Below are 22003 nucleotides of genomic sequence, written 5' to 3'. Positions count from 1 at the left end.
CGATGCTGCCGCGCAGGGCGGACGCGGAGCGTCCTACCGGTCCAGGTGCCGGGCGCGGGCGAAGCAGAAGAGGCCGTAGCAGGCGAGCCCGACCGCCACCGCGGTCAGCAGCGCCGGACCGAAGGGCTGCTCGAGCACCGTGCGCAGCGCGTCGTCCAGGCCCTTGTCCTCCTTGCCGCTGTGCGTCCAGCCGGCGTGCACGATCAGCCCGCCCACCAGGCCGATGGAGATCCCCTTGACGATGTAGCCGACCTTGCCGAACCACTTGTAGGCGTCGCCGATCTCGCCCGTGCGCCCCTGGCTGTCGAGGTTCTCCAGGAACTTCTCGCTCCAGCCGCGGTACGCCGTGTAGCCGGCGTAGCCGATCACCGCCAGTCCGGCGAGCACCACCAGCCACTGACCCCCGGGCCAGGACATGACGGTGCCGGTCATGGACCGGCCCTTGCCACCGCTGTTGCTGCTGAGCAGCGTCTTGAGCGCGGAGAAGGCGAGCGCCGCGTACAGCGCCGCCTTGAGACCCGAGGCGGCCCGCTTCTTCCACAGGTCTGAGCCCTCTTCCTCCTCGTGCCCGACCACGGCATCCAGCACGCGCCACAGCACCAGCAGGATCAGCCCGATGGCCAGCGCCCAGAGGGCGAAGGTGCCGAACGGCTGCGAGGCGAGCTCGGCGAACGCGCCGCTGCTGGAGGCTTGGCGGCCCGACTCGCCGAAGGCCAACTGCACCGCCACCCAGGCGATGAGCAGGTGGACCACCCCGTAGGCGACCAGCCCCGCGCGTGCGAGGTGGTCCATCCACTTGCTCTCGTGGGCCTGCTTGCCCGTGTCCTTGAGGGTCCTGCCGACGTCAGTCACAGGAGGATTGTGGACTACTTCTCCAGAATTGCGACCACGCCCTGTCCACCTGCCGCACAGATGGAGATCAGACCCCGACCAGAACCCTTGCGGTCCAGCAGCTTGGCCAGCACCGGCACGATCCGTCCGCCGGTCGCGGCGAACGGGTGAGCAGCCGCGAGCGAGGAGCCGTTGACGTTGAGCTTGGCGCGGTCGATGCTGCCCAGCGGGGCGTCCAGGCCGAGCCGCTCCTTGCAGAACACCGGGTCCTCCCACGCCTTGAGGGTGGAGAGCACCTGGGAGGCGAACGCCTCGTGGATCTCGTAGTAGTCGAAGTCCTGCAGGCTCAGGCCCTCGCGCTCGAGCATCCGGGCGACAGCGTAGGCGGGGGCCATCAACAGGCCCTCCTGGCCGTGCACGTAGTCGACGGCGGCCGTCTCGTACGCCGTGAGGTAGGCCAGGACCGGCAGCCCGCGCTCGGCCGCCCACTCCTCCGAGGCCAGCAGCACCACCGAGGCGCCGTCCGAGAGCGGGGTGGAGTTGCCCGCGGTCATGGTGGCGGCGCTGCCCTTGCCGAAGACCGGCTTCAGCTTCGCGAGCTTCTCCACCGAGGAGTCGGCACGCATGTTGGTGTCGCGCTCCACGCCGTGGAAGGGGGTGACCAGGTCGTCGTGGAACCCCTCGTCGTAGGAGCGGGCGAGGTTCTGGTGGGAGCGGGCTGCCAGCTCGTCCTGCTCCTCACGGCCGACCCGCCACTCCAGCGCCGTCAGGGCGGCGTGCTCGCCCATGGACAGGCCGGTGCGGGGCTCGCCGTTCTGCGGGATGTCCAGGCCGATGTCGCCGGGGCGGATCTGGCCCAGGGCGGTGAGCCGGGACCTGGTGTCCTTGGCGGCGTTGACCTTCATCAGCTTCTTGCGCAGCTTCTCGCTGACGGCCACCGGCGCGTCGGAGGTGGTGTCGGACCCGCCGGCGATGCCGACCTCGATCTGGCCCAGCGCGATCTTGTTCGCCACCTGGATCACCGCCTGCAGGCCGGTCCCGCAGGCCTGCTGGATGTCGGTGGCGGGGGTCTCGGCGCTCAGCTTGGAGCCCAGCACGCACTCACGCGCCAGGTTGAAGTCGCGCGAGTGCTTCAGGACGGCGCCGGCGACGACCTCACCGACCTTCTCGCCCTCGAGGCCGAAGCGGACGGCCAGTCCGTCGATGGCCGCGGTGAGCATCTCCTGGTTGGAGACGTCGGAGTAGACGCTGTTGGACCGGGCGAAGGGGATCCGGTTGCCGCCGATGACGGCGACGCGGCGGGTCTGGGCCTGCATGGGGACTCCTGCATGACGAAGGAAAGGGCGAAGTCGGACGTGACGAAGGTGGTGCAGTGTTCCCTATCCTTGCCGGTGCCTCCTCGCCCCGGAACCCGGTGAGGCCAAGATCACGAAAAGTGGACGCTGAGTTACACCTGCAGTTACATGGTTCCGCACCCCGACCCCCAATCCACCTCCCGGAGGCAGTTCTCATGAGCGACCGTTACCAGGGCTTCGTCTCGTCCCCGATCGGCAAGGTCCTCGTCAAGAACCTCGGCCTGCCGAGCCCCACGCGTCTGGAGCGCTACACCGAGGGCGCCCCGCTGGTTGCCGGCACCGTCCTCGTCGGGGGCACCGGGCGCCTGGTCGACTCCCTGCCCAAGGTGCTGGACGGGCTCGGCATCGCGGCGCTCTCCGCAGACGCCGAGGGCACGACGTACAAGGGGCTGGTGTTCGATGCCACCGGCCTGACCGACCCGGCCCAGCTGGTCGCGCTGCAGGAGTTCTTCACTCCCCTGATGCGCCGCCTGGACAGCTGCCCCCGGGTCGTCGTCCTGGGCACGACACCGGCCACGGTGACCGGGCCCGAGCGGATCACCCAGCGCGCGCTGGAGGGCTTCACCCGCTCCCTGGGCAAGGAGATCGGTCGCGGCGGGACCGTCCAGGTGGTCTACGTGGCCGAGGGCGCGGAGTCGATGCTGGACTCCACGCTGGCCTTCTTCCTCTCCCCCAAGTCCGCCTACGTCTCCGGACAGGTGGTCCGCGTGGCTGCCCGCGACGGCGACTCGACCCAGCCCGCCGTACCGGACCTGGCCAGGCCGCTGGCCGGCAAGGTGGCGCTCGTGACCGGCGCCAGCCGGGGCATCGGCGAGGCGATCGCCCGGGTGCTGCACCGCGACGGCGCCACGGTCGTCGGCGTGGACGTGCCCCAGGCGGCCAGCGAGCTGCAGTCGCTGATGGCCGAGCTCGGAGGAGACCACCTCTGCCTCGACATCACCCACCCGGACGCCCCGCAGCGCATCGCCCACCACCTCGCCGAGCACCACGGCGGCGTCGACGTCGTCGTGCACAACGCGGGCATCACCAGGGACCGCAAGCTCGCGAACATGTCCGAGGACCGTTGGTCCAGCGTGATCGCGGTCAACCTGCTGGCTCCCGAGCTCATCACCCGGGCACTGCTGGACCAGGGGGTCATCAACCCCAACGGCCGGATCATCGGGGTGGCCTCCATCGCCGGCATCGCCGGCAACGTGGGCCAGACCAACTACGCCGCGTCCAAGGCGGGGGTCATCGGCCTGGTCGACAGCCTGGCCGACGAGCTGGAGGACCAGATCACCGTCAACGCCGTGGCCCCGGGCTTCATCATCACCCAGATGACCGCCGCCGTGCCGTTCGCCACCCGCGAGGTCGGCCAGCGCCTGAACGCGCTGAGCCAGGGGGGTCTGCCGGTGGACGTGGCCGAGACCATCGCCTGGTTCGCCTCGCCCGGGTCCAGCGCCGTGAACGGCAACGTGGTGCGCGTGTGCGGCCAGATGATGCTGGGTGCTTGAGATGGGGGTCCGCACCCTCGCCCGGGCCGCTCTGCCCGCCGTGCCCGGGATCAACCTCCTGCCCGGCATCCGCAAGGTCCCCGCCGCGCAGTTCCAGGGGCTCTCGACATCGGGGCCCGCGACGCCGATCGACGCCAGCCACGTCGCGGCGTACTCGCGCGTGTGCGGCTTCCCCCGGCGCGACACCGTTCCGGTGACCTACCCGCACCTGCTCGGCTTCGACCTCCACATGGAGATCATGAGCAGCCCCGAGTTCCCCTGGCCCGCGATCGGCACGGTGCACGTGGAGAACACCATCACCTCGCACCGTCCCATCGCGCTGACCGAGACTCTGGGCGCCACCACGTCGGTGGGGGCCCCGCGCCCGCACGCCAAGGGCATGGTGCTGGACTTCGTGACGACCATCTCCTCCGGCGAGGAGATCGTGTGGGAGTCCATCTCCAGCTACCTGCGCCGAGGTCGGGGCGACGAGTCCGCAGAGCCGGGCCTCAGTCTCCCCGCACCCCCCGAGGGGCGCGCGGTCTGGGACCTGCCCGCCGATCTCGGACGGCGGTACGGCGCGGTGTCGGGCGACCTGAACCCGATCCACCTCTACCCCTTGACCGCACAGGCGCTCGGCTTCAAGCGTCAGATCGCCCATGGCATGTGGACCAAGGCACGGTGCCTGGCCGCCATCGAGAACCGGCTGCCGGACGCCGTCCGGATCGAGGTGGCCTTCAAGAAGCCGGTGTTCCTGCCCGGCAAGGTCGCGTTCGGGCTGGAGGGTGACCGCTCCTCCTGGCAGTTCGCGCTCACCAACCCCGGTGACCGGTCACCGCACCTGGTGGGGCGCACCTCGGCGGTGTGACCCGGTGGCGTGATCCGGTGGCTCAGCGCGGGTTGCCGAACTGCACGGCGGCCGGAGCGCGGTCGGCGCCTGCGGCATCGGGAGACTGACTCTGGTTGAACACTGCCGTCGTGGGCGTCCAGGTGCCCAGGTCGGTGGTGCCGTCGCCGTCCCAGTCACCGACGGCAGGCAGGTCACCGACGGCGCCGAACTGGACCGTGGAGATGGCAGCCAGGCCCGCGGCATCCACGCTTCGCAGCGTGAACACCGCGGTCGCCCGGTCGTAGACCCCGACGTCGGTCCGGCCGTCGCCGTTCCAGTCGGCGGTGACCGGCACGTCGTCGGCGTTGCCCAGGGACACGTTCGTCAGCGCGCCCGTCGTCGCCCGGAGCCGGAACATGGCGCGCGAGGGCCGGAAGACGCCGACCTCCCAGGTGCCGTCCCCGTTCCAGTCCCCGGCCACCGGCCGGTCGCTGCTCATCCCGAGCTTGAGGTTGACCACGCCGCCGGGGGCGGCGAGCTTGAAGCGGCGACCCCGCGGCGACCACACTCCCGGCTCCGCGACGCCATCGCCGTTCCAGTCACCCAGGAGCGGCTCGTCGGTGGCGGTGCCGAACGGCACGACGCGAGGCGCGGTCCCGAGGGCGTGCACGATGAAGGTGGCCGGCTGGGTCCGCCGGAACACCGCGACCTCGGCCACCCGGTCACCGTCGGTGTTGCCCGCGAGCGGCACGTCGGCGCAGTTGGTCGAGGCCAGGGTGCTCGAGCTGAAGGGCAGTCCCGAGAAGTACGCCGGGACCACTTGTCGACCCACCTTCTGCTCGAAGTGCAGGTGCGGCGCCGTGCTGTTGCCGGTGCTGCCGACGACGCCGAGCAGAGCTCCCTGGTCGATGGTGGCGCCGGTCTTCACCAGCACCCTCTTCAGGTGCGCATACAGGCTGCTCTCGCCGTTGCCGTGGTCGATCACGACGTAGCGGCCGTAGCCGGCGCGTCCGGTGGCGTTCGCCGTGACGACCACCCCCGCCGCGGCGGCCAGCACGGGTTTGCCCTCGTCCGCGGTCCGGTTGAAGTCGATCGCGTTCGGGCTCGGCGAGTGACGGGCCCGCAGCCCCCCGGACCAGGCCTGCTGGCACAGGAACGGCAGCTGGTACCTGGTGACCGGCACCGGCTCCGCCTTGCGGGACGCCGCGTTGACGGGAGTCCCACCCAGCAGGGCGAGCCCTGCGGCGGGAACGATCAACACGGCCAGGGCGCGGAAGCCCTTTGCCTGCCTGGAGACGCGCACGGGCACACCACTCTCATCAGTCCAGTCGAGGAGCGGCATCCGTCCAGTCACATCCGTGTCGCTGCGACACAGGGGTCACTGGAGTGGCCGGACGCCACACAAGTGCTCAACCGTAACCAGCCATCGGCGTGTCTGTCCGCGGGTCCCGCGAATTACACGCGTGTAGTGGTATATGCCGACCCGTCAGCCTTTGAGCCTGAGGAGCCCTTCCTGGGCCACGGTCGCCAGCAGAGCGCCGTCCTGGGAGTAGACGTGCGCCAACGCCAGGCCCCGCCCGCCCTGCGCGGAGGGCGACGTCTGGTCGTAGAGCCACCAGCGGTCGGCCCGCACGGGACGGTGGAACCAGATCGTGTGGTCCAGCGACGCCGCCTGGAGGTTCGGAGCGTCGATCTGCACCCCGTGCGGCACCAGCGCCGCGCCCAGCAGCGTGAGGTCGGTGGCATAGGTGAACGCCGCCTGCTGGGTGATCAGGTCGTCGGGGAGCTCGCCGTCCACCCTGACCCAGAGCCGGGCCTCCGCGGGACGCGCCGGGTCGACCGGAAGTCCCAGGCCCGAGATGCCGAGGTGTCGGATGTCCAGCGCCGACCACTCGCGCTGCCACTCAGCCGCCGCCTCCTCGCCTCGCGACCGCGCCAGGTCCAGCAGCGACAGCCCCTGGTCCGGTCCGGCGACCTCGGGCATCCGGTCCTGGTGGTCCATGCCCTCCTCGGCGAGCTGGAAGCTGCAGGTCAGGTAGTAGATGGGGCGTCCGTGCTGGCGGGCCATCACGCGCCGGGTCACGAAGCTGCGACCGTCGCGGATCCGCTCCACGTCGTAGATGATCGGGACAGAGGTGTCACCGGGTCGCAGGAAGTACGAGTGCAGCGAGTGCATCGAGAACTCCGGGCTCACCGTCCGGCCGGCAGCCACGATCCCCTGGGCCGCCACCTGGCCGCCGAACACGCGTTGCCGCCCGGTGACCGGCTGCCTGCCCCGGAACAGGTTGACGTCGAGGTCCTCGAGCTGGAGCAGGTCGAGCAGCTCCGTCGCAGATCCGGACAACGCCTAACCCTGTCCGGGCTCGTGGTCGGGACCGTCCAGCCCCGCCAGGAACTGCTCGAACTGGCGCCCGAGGTCCTCGCCGGTGGGGAGCGGCTCGTCGGCGGCCAGGAGGGAGGAGCCGGACTCCTCGGCACGCTGGAAGGCGTCGTACTGACGCTCCAGGGCCTGGACGACGTCGGAGACCTCGTCGTGGCTGGCTAGGTAGCGGGAGACCTCGGCCTCGCACTCCACAGCCGCCGTGCGCAGGGCTGTCAGGTCGATGGTCAGCCGCCCGCCCAGCTCCAGGTTCTCCAGGAGGGTGACCGAGGCGACCGGGTAGGGCATCTGGGTCAGGTAGTGCGGGACGTGGGCCACGTAGCCCAGGCAGGGGTGCCCCCACTCCCCCAGCCGCAGCTCGAGCAGCGCCTGGGCACTGGAGGGGACCCGCAGCTCACCACGCCAGGGACTGCGTCCGGTCAGGAGCGAGGAGTCGTTGGCGTGGTGGGTCACCGCGATCGGCCGGGTGTGCGGCACCGCCATGGGGACCGCACCCAGGTTGACGACCCGGGTCACCCCGAGTCGCTCCACGACCTCGCGCACCGCACTCGCGAACCCCTCCCAACGGATGTCGGGCTCGGCACCGCGCAGCAGCAGGAACGGAGTGCCGCCGGTGTCACGCAGGAGCCGGACCACCAGTCGCGGAGCCTCGTAGCTCTCGTAGTGGTCCTGCACGAAGGAGATGGGGGGTCGACGCGCCCGGTAGTCGTGGAGCGAGTCCACGTCGAAGGTCGCGACCACCGGGCCGTCACCGAGCTCGGTCAGGTGGTCCGCCGCACGGTCCGCAGCCTGTCCCGCGTCGAGGAACCCGGTGAGCACGACCACCATGGTGAGTCCCTCGACCCCCTCGAGCTCGGGCACGTCGTCAACGATGTGCACCAGCCGTGCTGAGGAGTCCATGACGACAGCCTAGGTGGCCGGGCACGCGCCCGTGGCAGGAGTGGTCCCGGCGGGCACCGCGGGGCGCGGCGCTGGGGTGACGACACCCACACCCACTCCCCGGCTCACGATGTTGTTACTGGGAGGTAACGTATCCCTGCCCGGCTCATCGGCCGGGCCCACCAACACCTAGGAGACTTCGTGCCCCGACAGTTGCGAGAGGTCGTCTTCGTCGACGGCGTGCGCACGCCGTTCGGCAAGGCCAAGGGCCAGTTCGCCGAGACCCGCGCCGATGACCTCGTCATCAAGTGCATCCGTGAGCTCATGCGCCGCAACCCCTCGTTGCCGCCCGAGCGCGTCGACGAGGTCGCGATCGCCGCGACGACCCAGATCGGCGACCAGGGCCTGACCATGGGTCGCACCGCCGCCCTCCTGGCCGGCCTGCCCAACAGCACGCCCGGCTACTCGATCGACCGCATGTGCGCCGGCGCGATGACGGCCGTGACCACCACGGCCGGCGGCATCGCGTTCGGCTCCTACGACGTCGTGATCGCCGGCGGCGTGGAGCACATGGGCCGCCACCCGATGGGCGAGGGCGTGGACCCCAACCCCCGGATCATCTCGGAGAAAATCGTCGACCCCGACGCCCTGGTGATGGGCAAGACGGCCGAGAACCTGCACGACCGCTACCCCACGATCACGCGTGAGCGCGCCGACGCCTACGCCGTGCGCAGCCAGCAGAAGACGGCGGCCGCGTACGCCGCCGGCAAGCTGCAGCCCGACCTGGTCCCGGTGGCCACCCGCTCCGCCGAGGAGGGCTGGGGCCTGGCCCTGACCGACGAGGCGCCGCGTCCCCAGACCACCATGGAGTCGCTGGCCGGCCTGAAGACCCCGTTCCGGGCACACGGCAACGTGACGGCCGGCAACGCCTCGGGCATCAACGACGGCGCCACCGCCGCCCTGCTGGCCGACGAGGAGACCGCCAAGGAGCTCGGCCTCCCGATCAAGATGCGGATGGTCTCGTTCTCCTTCGTGGGCGTCGAGCCCGAGGTGATGGGCGCCGGTCCGATCCCGTCGACGGAGAAGGCGCTGGCCCAGGCTGGCCTGACGATCGACGACATCGACGCCTTCGAGATCAACGAGGCGTTCGCGGTCCAGGTGCTCTCGCTGCTGGAGCACTACGGCATCGCCGACGACGACCCGCGGGTCAACCCCTACGGCGGCGCCATCGCCATGGGCCACCCGCTGGCCTCCTCCGGCGTGCGACTGATGAACCAGCTCGCGCGTCAGTTCGAGGATCGTCCCGAGGTCCACTACGGCATCACCACCATGTGCGTCGGCATCGGCATGGGCGGCACCATCGTCTGGGAGAACCCGCACTGGAACGGAGAGAACGCCTGATGACCGAGCTGAGCACCCTTCTCGACAAGGCGGCTTCCCTCGCCAGCGACGCCGAGGTCGTCACCGAGGCCAAGCTGCGCAAGGTGACCCTGCCCGGCGACGCCGGCGTCCTGGGCCTGATCACCCTCGACAACGGCCAGGACCACACCCGCCCGAACACGTTCGGCTTCAAGGGCCTGACCTCCCTCAACGCCGCCATCGACGCGGCGCTGGCCGACGACGAGATCACCGCGCTCGGGGTGACCGGCAAGCCGTTCATCCTCGCCGCCGGCGCGGACCTGAGCTCGGTCTCCAGCAGCGGTCCCGACGGCGTGCGCACGATCGCCGAGCTGGGTCACGCGGTCTTCCGCAAGCTCGGCGAGGGCGGCAAGCCGTCCTTCGGCTTCATCAACGGGCTCGCCCTGGGCGGCGGCCTGGAGGTGGCGCTGCACTGCACGTACCGCACGGTCATGGACTCCGCGCCGGCCCTCGGCCTGCCCGAGGCCATGCTCGGCCTGGTGCCCGGGTGGGGTGGAGCCTTCCTGGTGCCCAACCTCGTCGGTGCCGACACGGCCGTCACGGTGGCCCTGGAGAACCCGCTGAACAACGGCCGCACGATCGGCGGCACCAAGGCGTTCGAGCTCGGCCTGGCCGACGCCGTCTTCGGTGGTGCCGACTACCTGGAGCAGTCGCTGCTCTGGACGGCCGACGTGCTCACCGGCAAGATCTCCGTCGAGCGTCCCGAGATCGACCGCGGCCAGGCCTGGGACGCGGCGATCTCCCGCGCCGAGATGGTCGTGCTCACCAAGACCGGCGGCGCCTCGCCCGCAGCGCTCAAGATCGTCGAGCTGCTCAAGGGCGCCCGCACGGCCACTCGCGACGAGGGGTTCGCAGCCGAGGACGAGGCCCTCGAGGCGATGTCGAAGACCCCGGAGCTGCTCGCCAGCCTCTACGCCTTCGACCTGGTCCAGAAGCGCGCCAAGCGCCCAGCGGGTGCGCCCGACAGGTCGCTGGCCCGTCCGGTCACCAAGGTCGGCATCGTGGGTGCCGGTCTGATGGCCAGCCAGATGGCGCTGCTCTTCGCCCGCCGCCTCGAGGTCCCGGTGGTCCTCACCGACCTGGACGAGGCGCGTGCGCAGAAGGGCGTGGACTACGTCCACTCCGAGATCGCGAAGCTGCTCGGCAAGGGGCGCATCTCCTCCGACAAGGCCAACCGCCTCAAGGCGCTGGTCTCGGGCTCGGCGGACAAGTCGGTCGCCTTCGCGGGCGCGGACTTCGTGATCGAGGCCGTCTTCGAGGAGATGTCGGTCAAGAAGTCGGTCTTCGCCGACGTCGAGAAGGTCGTCAGCCCGGAGTGCGTGCTGGCCACCAACACCTCCTCGCTCTCCATCACCGAGATGGCCTCGGAGCTGCAGCACCCGGAGCGAGTGGTGGGCTTCCACTTCTTCAACCCGGTCGCCGTCATGCCGCTGCTGGAGATCGTCAAGGGCGACACCACCGACGACGCCACGCTCGCCACCGCGTTCGCCACGGGCAAGGGCCTGAAGAAGACGACCATCCTGGTCAAGGACAGCCCGTCCTTCATCGTCAACCGTCTCCTGGGTCGGTTCCTGGGCGAGGTCGCCAAGGTCGTGGACGCAGGCACCCCGATCGAGACGGCGGACGCCGCGTTCGCCGGCATCGCCCCGATGCCGCCGTTCATGCTGCTCGGGCTCGTCGGACCGGCCATCGCGCTCCACAACAACGAGACGCTGGTCAAGGCGTTCCCGGAGCGCTTCTACGTCTCCCCCGCGCTGGAGCGCGTCGTGGAGGCGAAGAAGACCTCCTTCTACGCCCCCGACCTGACCATCGACCCCGAGGTCAAGGCACTGCTGGAGAAGCCGGAGAACCCGGTGGTCCTGGACAAGGACCAGATCCGCGAGGCCGCACTGTCCGGCCTCGCCGAGGAGGCCCGCCTGATGCTCGAGGAGGGCGTGGTCGCAGCCCCGGAGGACCTCGACCTGGCGATGATCACCGGCGCCGGCTTCTCGTTCTGGAACGGCGGCCTGACCATGCTGCTGGACTCCTCCGGCATCTCGGAGAAGGTCAACGGCAAGCGTTTCCACTGAACCACCGCTCCACGCCAACGGCGTCCCGGCTCTGGCCGGGGCGCCGTTCGTGGTTCGGGGGTCAGCCGGAGACCGTCTCCTGACCCGTGCCCTGGCCTTCGTGGCGGTCCGTCTGCTGGAGTGCCAGGCGGGAGTGGGTGCGGCCGTAGGCGAAGTAGACGACCAGCCCGAGCGCCATCCAAGCCAGGAACCGCACCCAGGTGCCGCCGGTCAGGTTGAGCATCAGGTAGACGCAGAGCAGCACCGAGGCGACCGAGACGACGTAGACGGCCGGGGTCCTGAACGAGCGCTCCAGGTCGGGTCGCTGACGGCGCAGCACCACGACACCGATGCTGACCAGGACGAAGGCGAACAGCGCACCGATGCTCACCAGGTTGACCAGCGTCCCCAGGTCGACGAACCCTCCGATGAGAGCCACGGCCACACCGGTCACCGCGGTGATCACGTGCGGCGTGCCGAACCTGGGATGCACCTTCGCCAGGCTGGGAGGCAGCAGACCGTCGCGGGCCATCGCGAAGGCGACCCGGGTCTGCCCCAGCATCAGGATCATCACCACGACGATGAGGCCGATGCAGGCACCGATGGAGATCAACCGGCCCATCCACTCCATGCCCACGGCGTCGAAGGCGGACGCGAGTGGAGCCGCGTCGTTCTCGTCGATCTCGGTGTAGGGCTGCATCCCGGTGACCACCAGGCTCACCGCGATGTAGAGGAGGGTGACCACGGCCAGGGAGCCGAGGATGCCTCGCGGGATGTCGCGCTGCGGGTTGCGTGTCTCCTCCGCGGTGGTGGCGACGATGTCGAACCCGAGGAAGGCGAAGAAGACGATCGAGGCGCCGGCGATCACCCCGGCCAGACCGTAGACCGCGGGGTCGATCCCGAGCAGGGTGCTGATCAGCGTGTTGTCCAGGAACCCGCCGCCGCCCTCGGGGGCGGGCTGGGACTTCGGGATGAACGGCGAGTAGTTGTCGGTGTCGATGTGGGAGACCCCGAAGACGATGACGGCCGCGATGACCAGCAGCTTGATCGCGACGACGACCTGGTTGAGGCGGCTGGAGAACTTGATGCCGACGATGAGGGCCCCGGTGACCAGCAGGGCGATGATCATGGCCGGCAGGTCCACCACGCCGTCGGCGGCGGAGCCCAGGGAGGTGGGCACCTCGAGGAAGGTGCCCGCGAAGACCTCCTGGAAGTAGCCGGAGAAGCTCGTGGCCAGGGCAGCCGCACCGATGGTGAACTCCAACGCCAGGTCCCACCCGATGATCCAGGCGACCAGCTCCCCCAGCGTGGCGTAGCTGAAGGTGTAGGCGCTGCCGGCGACCGGCACCGTGGAGGCGAACTCCGCGTAGCACAGCGCGGCGAGGCCGCAGGCGAGTCCCGCGATCGCGAAGGAGAGCGTGATCGCCGGGCCGCTGTTGGTCCGGGCGACGGTCCCGGTGACCACGAAGATGCCGGCCCCGATGATGACGCCCACGCCGAAGACCATGAGGTCGAGGGCACCGAGGGTCTTCTTCAGCCGGCGCCCCGGCTCGTCGGTCTCCGCGATCGACTGCTCGACCGACTTGGTCCGCATCAGGTCCATGCCCAGCACGCTAGAGGCCCCGGGCGACGACGTCCATGCCGTGTGGGGCCCGGAACCGGCCGAACTCAGGAGCCGTCGGAGCGCACCAGTGTCGGGAACGGCTCCAGGGCCGAGACCTGCTCGAGGATGCGGCGGGCGATCGTCTGGGAGTCCAGCCCGATCCGGCTCAGGATGACCCCGCGCTTGGCGTGGTCGAGGAACTCCTGCGGGATCGCGTGCAGCTGGAACGGGGTCTCCACGCCGGCGTCGTTGAGGGTCTGCAGCAGGGTGGCGCCCACGCCCCCCACTCGCCCGTTGTCCTCCACGCTGACCACCAGACGGTGCTCTCGCGCGAGCTCCACGATGGCGGGCTCGACCGGCTTGACCCAGCGCGGGTCGACGACGGTGACTCCTACGCCCTCGGCCTCAAGCCGCGCCGCAGCCTCGACGGCGACCTCGGCCATGGCGCCCACCGCGACGAGCAGGACGTCGTGGGCACCCGTGCGCACGAGTACGTCGGCGCCCCCGGCCTTGGCGAGGGTCGGGATGTCGGCCGGCGGCGGTCCCTTGGGGAAGCGCACCACCGTGGGAGCGTCGCTGACCTCCACCGCCTCGTCCAGCAGCTCGCGCAGCCGCGTCACGTCCCGCGGCGCGGCCAGGCGCAGCCCTGGCACGACCTGGAGGATCGACATGTCCCACATGCCGTTGTGGCTGGCGCCGTCGTCACCGGTCACTCCGGAGCGGTCCAGCACGAAGGTGACGCCGCACCTGTGCAGGGCCACGTCCATCAGCACCTGGTCGAAGGCACGGTTGAGGAAGGTCGCGTAGACGGCGAAGACGGGGTGCAGACCGCCCATCGCCAGACCGGCGGCCGAGGTCGTGGCGTGCTGCTCGGCGATGCCCACGTCGATGGTCCGACCGGGCCAGCGTGCCTGGAACGCGTCCAGACCCACCGGGTGCATCATGGCGGCCGTCATGGCGACCACGTCCTCGCGACGCTCGCCCAGCTCCACCATGGCCTCGGAGAAGTGGTCGGTCCAGATCTTGCCCTTGGGCTTCTCGGCACCGTTCTGGACGTCGAAGGGCCCCGGAGCGTGGAACTGGTCGGCCTCGTGCCGCTCGGCGGGGTCGTAGCCGGCGCCCTTGCGCGTCATCACGTGCACGATCACCGGGCCGCCGAACCGCTTGGCCTGGGTGAGGGCGGACTCGACCGCCGCCTCGTCGTGCCCGTCGACCGGGCCGACGTACTTCAGGCCCAGGTCCTCGAAGAGACCCTGGGGCGCGAGGACGTCCTTCATGCCCTTCTTCATGGCGTGCAGGGCGTCGTAGGCGGCGCCGCCGACACCGGGCACGGCCTGGAGACGCTTCTTCACCACGTCGAGCACCTGCTCGTAGCGGGGGTTGGTGCGCAGCCGCGTCAGCGAGGTCGCGAGCCCACCGATGGTCGGGGTGTAGGAGCGCTCGTTGTCGTTGACCACGATCACCAGCCGCGAGTCCTTGGCGATCGCGATGTTGTTCAGCGCCTCCCAGGCCATGCCGCCGGTCAGCGCGCCGTCGCCGATGACCGCCACCACGTGACGGTCCTCGCCGCGGATCGCGTACGCCTTGGCCAGGCCGTCGGCGTAGGAGAGCGAGGTGGAGGCGTGGGAGTTCTCCACGATGTCGTGCTCAGACTCGGCCCGGCTGGGATAGCCGCTCAGCCCGCCCTCCTGGCGCAGGGTGGAGAAGCGATCCGCGCGCCCGGTGAGCAGCTTGTGCACGTAGGTCTGGTGGCCGGTGTCGAAGACCACCCGGTCATGGGGGGACTCGAAGACCCGGTGGATGGCCAGCGTGAGCTCGACGACGCCCAGGTTCGGCCCCAGGTGCCCTCCGGTGCGCGCGGTCGTGCTGATCAGCACGTCGCGGATCTCCTCGGCCAGCTCGGACAGCTGTTCGGTGGAGAGCGCACGGAGATCACGCGGGGAGGTGATCGAGTCCAGGTGGCCCATGGTCCTCCGCTTCCTACATGGTGAGGGTGTTCAGTGTGGTGCTGATCCGGCCCGCGCGTCTGCCTCGACGGCACAGGGCCCAGCCCTCGAGTCTAGGGGACGCACCCAGCGCCGGCTCAGTCCTCACGCTCGAGCATGGTGCACACGCAGACCTTGTTGCCCTCGGGGTCGGCCAGCACGGTGAAGGTCGGGGCCGCCTCGTCGCTGACCAGGACGCCCCCCGCCTCCAGGGCGGCGTCGATCCTGGTCTGCGCCTGCTCCGGCGGCACCATCACGTCAAGGTGGAACCGCTGGCGCGGCTCGTCGACCCCGCTGTGCTGGAACCACAGGCGAGGCAGGTCGGCGTCGTCATCCCGGAGCTCGTCGTCCTGGCGCGGACTGTCCATGGCGAGGACGGCCTGCCAGAAGGGGCGGATGGCGGCGTAGCCGGGGGTGTCGAGCGCGATCTCGATCGCGGCCAGCTGCTCGGGGGCAGCGCGCACGCCGCGGGCGGAGGCGAGCTCGCTGATCCGGGCGGCCAAGCGCAGGTCCCGCTCGGTGACCCCTGCGGTGTCGTGGCTGTGCAGCCGGACGTTGAGGTGGGCGTACCTCAGGTCGAGGTCAGGGTGGTGGTCAGCCTCCTCGGCCGCGGCGGCGATGTCGGTCAGCAGCGCCACTCCGGTGGCGAAGTCACCGGTCACGAACCGAGCCTGGAGGGCCCGGTAGAGCTGGCGCCAGTCGTCCAGGCCTGCCGCCGCGATCTCCGACGGTCTCAGATTCCCCATGGTCGTCCCCTGTCTCCTCAGTCGGCTGTGCGGTCGGTGCTCCGGAGCACCAGGTCGTGGACGGCGACGGCCGGCTCGTCCAGGCTGCCCATCCAGACCCGTCCCTGGTGCTCCCGCACCCCGGTCACCATGTGGTAATCGGGGTGCTGCAGGTCGAGGTCGTGGACCAGGCGGCCCTCGTCGTCGAAGGCCTGGACCCGGATGGTGCGTCTCGGCTTCGGCTGCAGCGCGTCGGGGATCCGGGTCACCACCTTGCGCAGCGGGAGCGGCGCCCGCTTGAGCCGCTCCACGAGCGCGTCGCGCGGACTGGCGATGGTGACCCACACCAGGCCGTCGCTGCCGCGCGAGATGTTGTCGGGATAGCCGGGAAGGTCGGTGCACAGGAAGTCGCGCTGACCGCTGCGCGCTCCGGTGAGCCAGTAGCGCACCACCGTGCGGGCGCCGGTCTCGGCGACCGCCACGAACTCCTCGCCCGCCGACAGCGCGACCCCGTTGGCGAAGGCGAGTCCCTGCAGCACCACGCTCACCGAGCCGTCCGGGTCCCGGCGCAGGAGGCGACCGGTCCTGGTGTCCTGGACGAAGTCGTCCTTCCACCGCTCGACCCCGTAGAGCTGGGAGGAGTCGCTGAACCAGATCGTGCCGTCGGCGGCGATGGCGGCGTTGTTGCAGAACCGCATGGGCACCCCGTCGACCCTGGTCACGAGCTCCTCCACTACCCCGTCCTGGTGTACGACGAGCAGCCCACGGGTGGCGTCGCAGACCAGCAGGTCACCGTTGTCGAAGAGCTCGAGCCCCAGCGGACGTCCGCCGGTGTCTGCCACCCGGTCGATCCGGGTGCCGTCGGGGCTCAGCCGCCAGACGACGCCGTTCTCGGTGCCGGTGTAGACGCTGCCGTCGGGGGCGACGACGACGTCCTCGGCGCCCGGCCCCGGCACGGGGTGGACGGTGAGGGGACTGCCCGCGAGACTCATGGGGCCATGCTGGCGTACGCCGGTGAGGAGAGGAAGGCCGGCACGATCACCGACGCCGCCGAGGTGAGCTCCAGGCCCAGCGCGTGCCGGGGCTCGACGAAGACGATCCGGCGGCCCTCTCGGCAGTCGATCTCCTCATCCGTCAGCAGCGTCGGGGCGACGAAGACCTGCATCTGGTCGAAGGTGCCGTAGGCGTGGCGGTGGTCGACCCGGAACTCCCCCCAGAACGCCAGGTCACCGGCGGCGAGCTCGACCCCGGTCTCCTCGGCCAGCTCACGGTGCGCCGCCTGGGCGAAGGTCTCGCCGGGCTCCACGTGTCCGCCGGGCAGGCCCCACCGGTCCGGGTCGATCACCGGGTGCTCGTCGCGCTCCTGCAGCAGCAGCCAGCCGCGTGGGTCGACCAGGATCACCCCGGCGAACCGGCGTACGCCGGGCGGGTGGCTGGGCGCATCGCTGACGGGCTGCATGGCAGGAGAACCTACAGCCGGGCCACGAAGCGCCGGCCTCGAAGCGCCTCCTCGACCAGCCCGACCTCGCGTCGTACGGCGAGCAGGCGGGCCTGCTCGGCCTGCCACGTGGCCACTGCCGCCTCCACGGTGTCCAGGTCGGTCACGTCGCGCAGGTCGGCGCGCGCCTCACTGAGACCGCGTCGGCACGCGGCCTGCTGCGCCTCGACGTTCAGCACCGCGAAGCGGGCCAGCACCACCACGTGGCGTCGCAGCGTCTGGTGTCCGCGGTACTCCGGCGGGCTGATGTCGAAGAGCCAGTTGACGGCCGTGCGCTCCCAGTCGGGCGCGTCCGGCGGGCGGACCGCGGAGGGCCAGCCGGGCGGCGCGACATGGGTGGGCATGAGGCGATGCTACGTCGAACAGGTGTTCGACACCTCATCTGGCCAGGAAGTCCATCCGCACCTGACGCCGGGGGTTGTCCACGTTGAGGTCGACCAGACAGACGCTCTGCCAGGTCCCCAGCGCCAGCCGCCCGGCGGCGACCGGGACCGAGGCGTACGGCGGGACCAGGGCCGGCATCACGTGCGAGCGGCCATGCCCCGGGCTGCCGTGACGGTGCCGCCACCTGTCGTCGGCGGGCAGCAGCTCGCGCAGCGCGGAGAGCAGGTCGGCGTCGGACCCCGCGCCGGTCTCCAGGATGGCCAGACCGGCGGTGGCGTGCGGCACGAAGAGGTGCAGCAGCCCGTCCCCGCGCCCGGCCACGAACGCCGTGCAGTCGTCGGTGATGTCGAGCACGCGCTCGGAGTCCCCGGTCACGTACTCGATGGTGGTCGTCTCCATGGCGACCACCCTAGGGACCTCACAGATCCCGGGGGCTCACAGATGCTCCTCCAGGCGACGTACCTTCGCCTGCATCTCGCCGGTGTCGTGGCCGGCGCGCAGGTCGGCCTTGAGCACCAGCCCGACCCGGGGCGAGGTCTCGGCGACCTTGAACACTGCCTGCTTGACCACGGCCATCACCTCGTCCCACTCCCCCTCGATGTTGGTGAACATGGAGTTGGTCTCGCACGGCAGACCCGAGTCGCGGATCACCTGGACCGCCTCGGCCACCGCGGCGGCCACCCCTCCGGTCTCTTCCGTGCTGGCGGGACTGATGCTGATGGCGACGATCATGACGTCAGGGTAGCGCTGCTGCCGCGGTGATCGAGCCGCCGCCGGACCGGAGGTGCTCACCGACGTGTTCTGGCTGGGCGCGCTGATCCAGGACGCCACAACGGGGCCGACCCGAGAAGTCTCGGACCGGCCCCGCCGTGGGAACGCGGATCGATCAGGCGCGCAGCAGGTTGCGCAGCACGTACTGCATGATGCCGCCGTTGCGGTAGTAGTTGGCCTCACCCGGGGTGTCGATGCGGACGACCGCGTCGAACTCCACGTCGCCGGCCCTCACCTTGACCGTGCGGGGCGTGGTGCCCTCGTTGAGCGCCTCGATGCCGATGAAGGAGAACGTCTCCTCGCCGGTCAGGCCGAGCGACTCCGCGCTCTGGCCCGCGGGGTACTGCAGCGGGATGACGCCCATGCCGATCAGGTTGGAGCGGTGGATCCGCTCGTAGGACTCGGCGATGACCGCCTTGACGCCCAGCAGCGAGGTGCCCTTGGCCGCCCAGTCACGCGAGGAGCCGGAGCCGTACTCCTTGCCCGCCAGCACGACCAGCGGAGTGCCGGAGGCGATGTAGTTCACCGAGGCGTCGTACACCGTGGTGACGGGGCCGTCGGCCACGCTGAAGTCGCGGGTGAAGCCACCCTCGGTGCCGGGAGCCAGCTGGTTGCGCAGCCGGATGTTGGCGAAGGTGCCCCGGATCATCACCTCGTGGTTGCCACGACGCGAGCCGTAGGAGTTGAAGTCGCGCTGGGCCACCCCGTTCTCGGCCAGGTACTTGCCGGCGGGCGAGTCCTTCTTGATGGCACCGGCCGGGCTGATGTGGTCGGTGGTGACCGAGTCGCCCAGCTTGAGCAGGACGCGCGCACCCTCGATGTCGGTGACCGGGACGGGCTCGGCCGGCATGCCGTCGAAGTACGGGGGCTTGCGGACGTAGGTGGACTCGGGGTCCCAGGCGAAGGTCTTGCCCTCGGGGGTGGGCAGCGACCGCCACTGCTCGTCGCCGGCGAAGACGTCGGAGTAGGAGCTGTCGAACATCTCGGAGGTGACGGCCGCGGCGATGGTGTCCTCGACCTCGGACGGCGAGGGCCAGATGTCGGCGAGGAAGACGTCGTTGCCGTCGGCGTCCTGCCCCAGCGGGTCGGTGAAGAGGTCGACGTCCATCGAGCCGGCCAGCGCGTAGGCGACCACCAGCGGCGGCGAGGCCAGGTAGTTCATCTTCACGTCCGGGTTGATCCGGCCCTCGAAGTTGCGGTTGCCCGAGAGCACCGAGACGACCGAGAGGTCCTTCTCGTTCACCGCGGCGGAGACCTCGGGGATCAGTGGTCCGGAGTTGCCGATGCAGGTGGTGCAGCCGTAGCCGACCAGGTTGAAGCCCAGCTTGTCGAGGTACGGCGTGAGGCCGGCCTTCTCGTAGTAGTCCGAGACGACCTTCGAGCCGGGCGCCAGGGTGGTCTTGACCCACGGCTTGCGCTGCAGGCCCTTCTCCACGGCCTTCTTGGCCAGGAGCCCCGCGCCGATCATCACCGACGGGTTGGAGGTGTTGGTGCACGAGGTGATCGCGGCGATCGCCACGGCTCCGTGGTCCAGGGTGAAGCTGGTGCCGTCCTCGAGGGTGACCCGGACCGGGCTGCTCGGACGACCGCCGTCCTTCGGCGCGGCCGAGAGGTGGTCGGTGGGCGCCGCAGAGCCGTTGCCGTTGTGGCTGGGCGGGTCGGAGGCGGGGAAGGACTCCTCGACCTCCTCGTCGTAGCCGCTGGTCTCCTGCTCGCCCTCGACGACGTAGTCGGCCAGGGCGCCACGGAAGGACTGCTTGGCGTCGGTGACCTGGATCCGGTCCTGGGGACGCTTCGGCCCCGCGATGGAGGGGACCACGGTGGCCAGGTCGAGCTCGAGCTGCTCGGAGAAGCGGGGCTCGGCCGACGGGTCGTGCCAGAGTCCCTGCTCGCGGGCGTAGGACTCCACCAGGGCGAGCTGCTCGCTCGACCGACCGGTGAGCTCGAGGTACTTCAGGGTCTCCTCGTCGATCGGGAAGACCGCGATCGTGGAGCCGAACTCGGGGCTCATGTTGCCGATGGTGGCGCGGTTGGCCAGCGGCAGCACGGAGACGCCGGGGCCGTAGAACTCCACGAACTTGCCGACCACGCCGTGCTGGCGCAGCATCTCGGTGATGGTGAGCACCAGGTCGGTGGCGGTGGACCCTTCGGGCAGGTCGCCGGAGAGCTTGAACCCGACCACGCGCGGGATCAGCATGGACACGGGCTGACCGAGCATGGCCGCCTCGGCCTCGATGCCGCCCACGCCCCAGCCGACCACGCCGATGCCGTTGACCATCGTGGTGTGGGAGTCGGTGCCCACGCAGGTGTCGGGGTAGGCCTGGAGGACCTCGGTCCCGTCGGCTCCCTTGACGGAGCGGGTGAAGACGGTGCGCGCCAGGTGCTCGATGTTGACCTGGTGCACGATGCCGGTGCCGGGCGGGACGACCTTGAAGTCGTCGAACGCACCCTGGCCCCAGCGCAGGAACTGGTAGCGCTCCCGGTTGCGCTCGTACTCGATCTCGACGTTCCGGCCGAACGCCTCCGGGGTGCCGAAGACGTCGGCGATCACGGAGTGGTCGATGACCATCTCGGCGGGAGCCAGCGGGTTGATCTTGGTGGCGTCGCCGCCGAGCTCTGCCATCGCCTCGCGCATGGTGGCCAGGTCGACCACGCAGGGCACGCCGGTGAAGTCCTGCATGATCACCCGGGCGGGGGTGAACTGGATCTCCTTGTCGGGGTCCGCGTCCGCGTCCCAGCCGGCGAGCGCACGGATGTCGTCGGCGGTGATGTTGGCACCGTCCTCGGTGCGCAGCAGGTTCTCCAGGAGAACCTTGAGGCTGAACGGCAGGGAGTCGACGTCGAGGCCGTCACCCGCCACCGCGTTGAGGCGGAAGATCTCGTAGGACTTCCCGTCCACGTCCAGGGTGCCCTTGGCACCGAAGCTGTCCTGACTGACCATCAGTCGCGTCTCCTACCGGGGATTGTGGGTGTCTCACGGTCCATCTTGCCGCCGCCCTCCCGTACACGGGAAGACAGGGCTGCCTAACTCGGACCGGTGCAACCCGAGAATATCTCTTGACGTCAAGATACACCACAGGGCGGGCCGCTCGCTGGACGCCGTGCCACCAGTGATCCACGCCGGGGGTGGGTACAGGCCCCGCCATGAGCGACGCTGACGTGGTCCAAGCCCTCCTCACCCGCCACGGCACGACGTACGCCGAGGCCGCGGGCATCGCCTTGGCGGACGAGCCCGCGCCCTTGTGGCAGCTGCTCGTGCTGAGCCTGCTGCTCTCGGCGCGGATCCGCTCGGAGGTCGCCGTGGCCACCGCCCGCGAGCTGTTCGCTGCCGGCTGCACCACGCCCCCGCGCACCCGCGACCTCCCTCGCCGGTCGCTGGTCGCCGCGCTCGGTCGCGGCGGCTACCGCCGCTACGACGAGCGCACGGCCGGGCAGCTCGGCCAGCTGGCCCTCAAGGTGCTCGGCGACCACGCCGGCGACCTGCGCCGGATGCACGATCACTGCGAGGACACGAACGCGCTCGCGGCGGCCCTGCAGGAGTTCACCGGGATCGGCCCGGCCGGCGCGGCGATCTTCCTCCGCGAGGTCCAGTCCGTGTGGCCCGACGTCGCGCCGTACGTCGACGACCTCGCCGCCCGCGGCGCCCAGCGCCTCGGTCTACCCACCGCACCGCAGGACCTGGCTGGCCTCGTCCCCCGCCAGGACCTCCCCCGGCTCGTCGCCGCCTGTGTCCGCGCAGCTCGGGACAAGTCACTCCTCGACGACGTCCCGAGGTCCTGAGGAGGCACAGCGACGCCTTCAGAGCCGCGAAACGCCCCGGCGCA

The 22003-nt window shown here is 70.5% G+C and carries 19 protein-coding genes; 5 read left to right on the top strand and 14 right to left on the bottom strand.

The window, feature by feature from the left end; translation table 11 throughout:
* Positions 1-33: 33 nt before the first annotated feature.
* Positions 34-852 (bottom strand): DUF1206 domain-containing protein, encoded by an 819-nt coding sequence (locus C5H89_RS13310; protein ID WP_104107456.1) that lies wholly within the window; start codon positions 850-852, stop codon positions 34-36.
* Positions 853-866: 14 nt separating this feature from the next.
* The gene (locus tag C5H89_RS13305) at positions 867-2147 is read right to left on the bottom strand and encodes an acetyl-CoA C-acetyltransferase (RefSeq protein WP_104107455.1); all 1281 of its coding nucleotides are present in this window, start codon (positions 2145-2147) and stop codon (positions 867-869) included.
* Positions 2148-2341: 194 nt separating this feature from the next.
* Between C5H89_RS13305 and C5H89_RS13300 the strand changes: the two genes are divergently transcribed.
* On the top strand, positions 2342-3679 hold the full coding sequence (locus C5H89_RS13300) for a 3-oxoacyl-ACP reductase (RefSeq protein WP_104107454.1): 1338 nt from the start codon (positions 2342-2344) through the stop codon (positions 3677-3679).
* Between the two features lies 1 nt (position 3680).
* Positions 3681-4526, top strand: coding sequence for a MaoC/PaaZ C-terminal domain-containing protein (locus tag C5H89_RS13295; protein ID WP_205305027.1), 846 nt, complete (start codon positions 3681-3683; stop codon positions 4524-4526).
* 22 nt (positions 4527-4548) lie between these two features.
* On the opposite strand, the gene C5H89_RS13290 is transcribed toward C5H89_RS13295, so the two are convergent.
* The 3 genes from C5H89_RS13290 to C5H89_RS13280 form a co-directional block, all read right to left on the bottom strand.
* The gene (locus tag C5H89_RS13290) at positions 4549-5790 is read right to left on the bottom strand and encodes a peptidoglycan DD-metalloendopeptidase family protein (protein WP_162799370.1); all 1242 of its coding nucleotides are present in this window, start codon (positions 5788-5790) and stop codon (positions 4549-4551) included.
* A 183-nt stretch (positions 5791-5973) separates the two neighbouring features.
* Positions 5974-6831 (bottom strand): acyl-CoA thioesterase II, encoded by an 858-nt coding sequence (locus tag C5H89_RS13285; RefSeq protein ID WP_104107451.1) that lies wholly within the window; start codon positions 6829-6831, stop codon positions 5974-5976.
* A 3-nt stretch (positions 6832-6834) separates the two neighbouring features.
* Positions 6835-7767 carry a PAC2 family protein gene (locus C5H89_RS13280; protein WP_104107450.1) on the bottom strand — a complete coding sequence of 311 codons (933 nt, stop codon included), beginning with the start codon at positions 7765-7767 and terminating at the stop codon, positions 6835-6837.
* A 180-nt stretch (positions 7768-7947) separates the two neighbouring features.
* Between C5H89_RS13280 and C5H89_RS13275 the strand changes: the two genes are divergently transcribed.
* Complete coding sequence (locus C5H89_RS13275; protein ID WP_104107449.1) at positions 7948-9147, top strand: thiolase family protein; 1200 nt, start codon at positions 7948-7950, stop codon at positions 9145-9147.
* Positions 9147-11234 (top strand): 3-hydroxyacyl-CoA dehydrogenase NAD-binding domain-containing protein, encoded by a 2088-nt coding sequence (locus C5H89_RS13270; protein ID WP_104107448.1) that lies wholly within the window; start codon positions 9147-9149, stop codon positions 11232-11234. Before C5H89_RS13275 ends, C5H89_RS13270 begins: the two co-directional genes overlap by 1 nt.
* 61 nt (positions 11235-11295) lie before the next feature.
* On the opposite strand, the gene C5H89_RS13265 is transcribed toward C5H89_RS13270, so the two are convergent.
* The 9 genes from C5H89_RS13265 to C5H89_RS13225 form a co-directional block, all read right to left on the bottom strand.
* The gene (locus C5H89_RS13265) at positions 11296-12816 is read right to left on the bottom strand and encodes an amino acid permease (RefSeq protein ID WP_104107447.1); all 1521 of its coding nucleotides are present in this window, start codon (positions 12814-12816) and stop codon (positions 11296-11298) included.
* Positions 12817-12881: 65 nt separating this feature from the next.
* Complete coding sequence (dxs, locus tag C5H89_RS13260) at positions 12882-14783, bottom strand: 1-deoxy-D-xylulose-5-phosphate synthase (RefSeq protein ID WP_104107446.1); 1902 nt, start codon at positions 14781-14783, stop codon at positions 12882-12884.
* Positions 14784-14899: 116 nt separating this feature from the next.
* Entirely contained in the window at positions 14900-15547 is a 648-nt protein-coding gene (locus C5H89_RS13255; RefSeq protein ID WP_104107445.1) for a 4a-hydroxytetrahydrobiopterin dehydratase, read from the bottom strand.
* A gap of 17 nt (positions 15548-15564) precedes the next feature.
* Positions 15565-16518 (bottom strand): SMP-30/gluconolactonase/LRE family protein, encoded by a 954-nt coding sequence (locus C5H89_RS13250; protein ID WP_104107444.1) that lies wholly within the window; start codon positions 16516-16518, stop codon positions 15565-15567.
* On the bottom strand, positions 16515-16985 hold the full coding sequence (locus C5H89_RS13245) for an NUDIX domain-containing protein (RefSeq protein ID WP_104107443.1): 471 nt from the start codon (positions 16983-16985) through the stop codon (positions 16515-16517). The genes C5H89_RS13250 and C5H89_RS13245 overlap by 4 nt, the downstream gene beginning before the upstream one ends.
* A gap of 11 nt (positions 16986-16996) precedes the next feature.
* The gene (locus C5H89_RS13240; protein WP_104107442.1) at positions 16997-17368 is read right to left on the bottom strand and encodes a hypothetical protein; all 372 of its coding nucleotides are present in this window, start codon (positions 17366-17368) and stop codon (positions 16997-16999) included.
* Between the two features lie 34 nt (positions 17369-17402).
* The gene (locus C5H89_RS13235) at positions 17403-17807 is read right to left on the bottom strand and encodes a secondary thiamine-phosphate synthase enzyme YjbQ (RefSeq protein ID WP_104107543.1); all 405 of its coding nucleotides are present in this window, start codon (positions 17805-17807) and stop codon (positions 17403-17405) included.
* A gap of 36 nt (positions 17808-17843) precedes the next feature.
* Positions 17844-18140, bottom strand: a complete 297-nt coding sequence (locus C5H89_RS13230) for a thiamine-binding protein (RefSeq protein WP_104107542.1) — start codon at positions 18138-18140, stop codon at positions 17844-17846.
* Between the two features lie 154 nt (positions 18141-18294).
* Positions 18295-21120 carry an aconitate hydratase gene (locus C5H89_RS13225; RefSeq protein WP_104107441.1) on the bottom strand — a complete coding sequence of 942 codons (2826 nt, stop codon included), beginning with the start codon at positions 21118-21120 and terminating at the stop codon, positions 18295-18297.
* Between the two features lie 203 nt (positions 21121-21323).
* Here C5H89_RS13225 and C5H89_RS13220 point away from each other — a divergent pair, with 203 nt between their 5' ends.
* Entirely contained in the window at positions 21324-21959 is a 636-nt protein-coding gene (locus C5H89_RS13220) for an endonuclease (RefSeq protein WP_104107440.1), read from the top strand.
* Positions 21960-22003: the final 44 nt, after the last annotated feature.

The organism is Nocardioides sp. 616 (assembly GCF_002930065.1).
GTDB lineage: Bacteria > Actinomycetota > Actinomycetes > Propionibacteriales > Nocardioidaceae > Nocardioides > Nocardioides houyundeii.
This window is presented reverse-complemented; position numbering and strand designations above follow the sequence as displayed.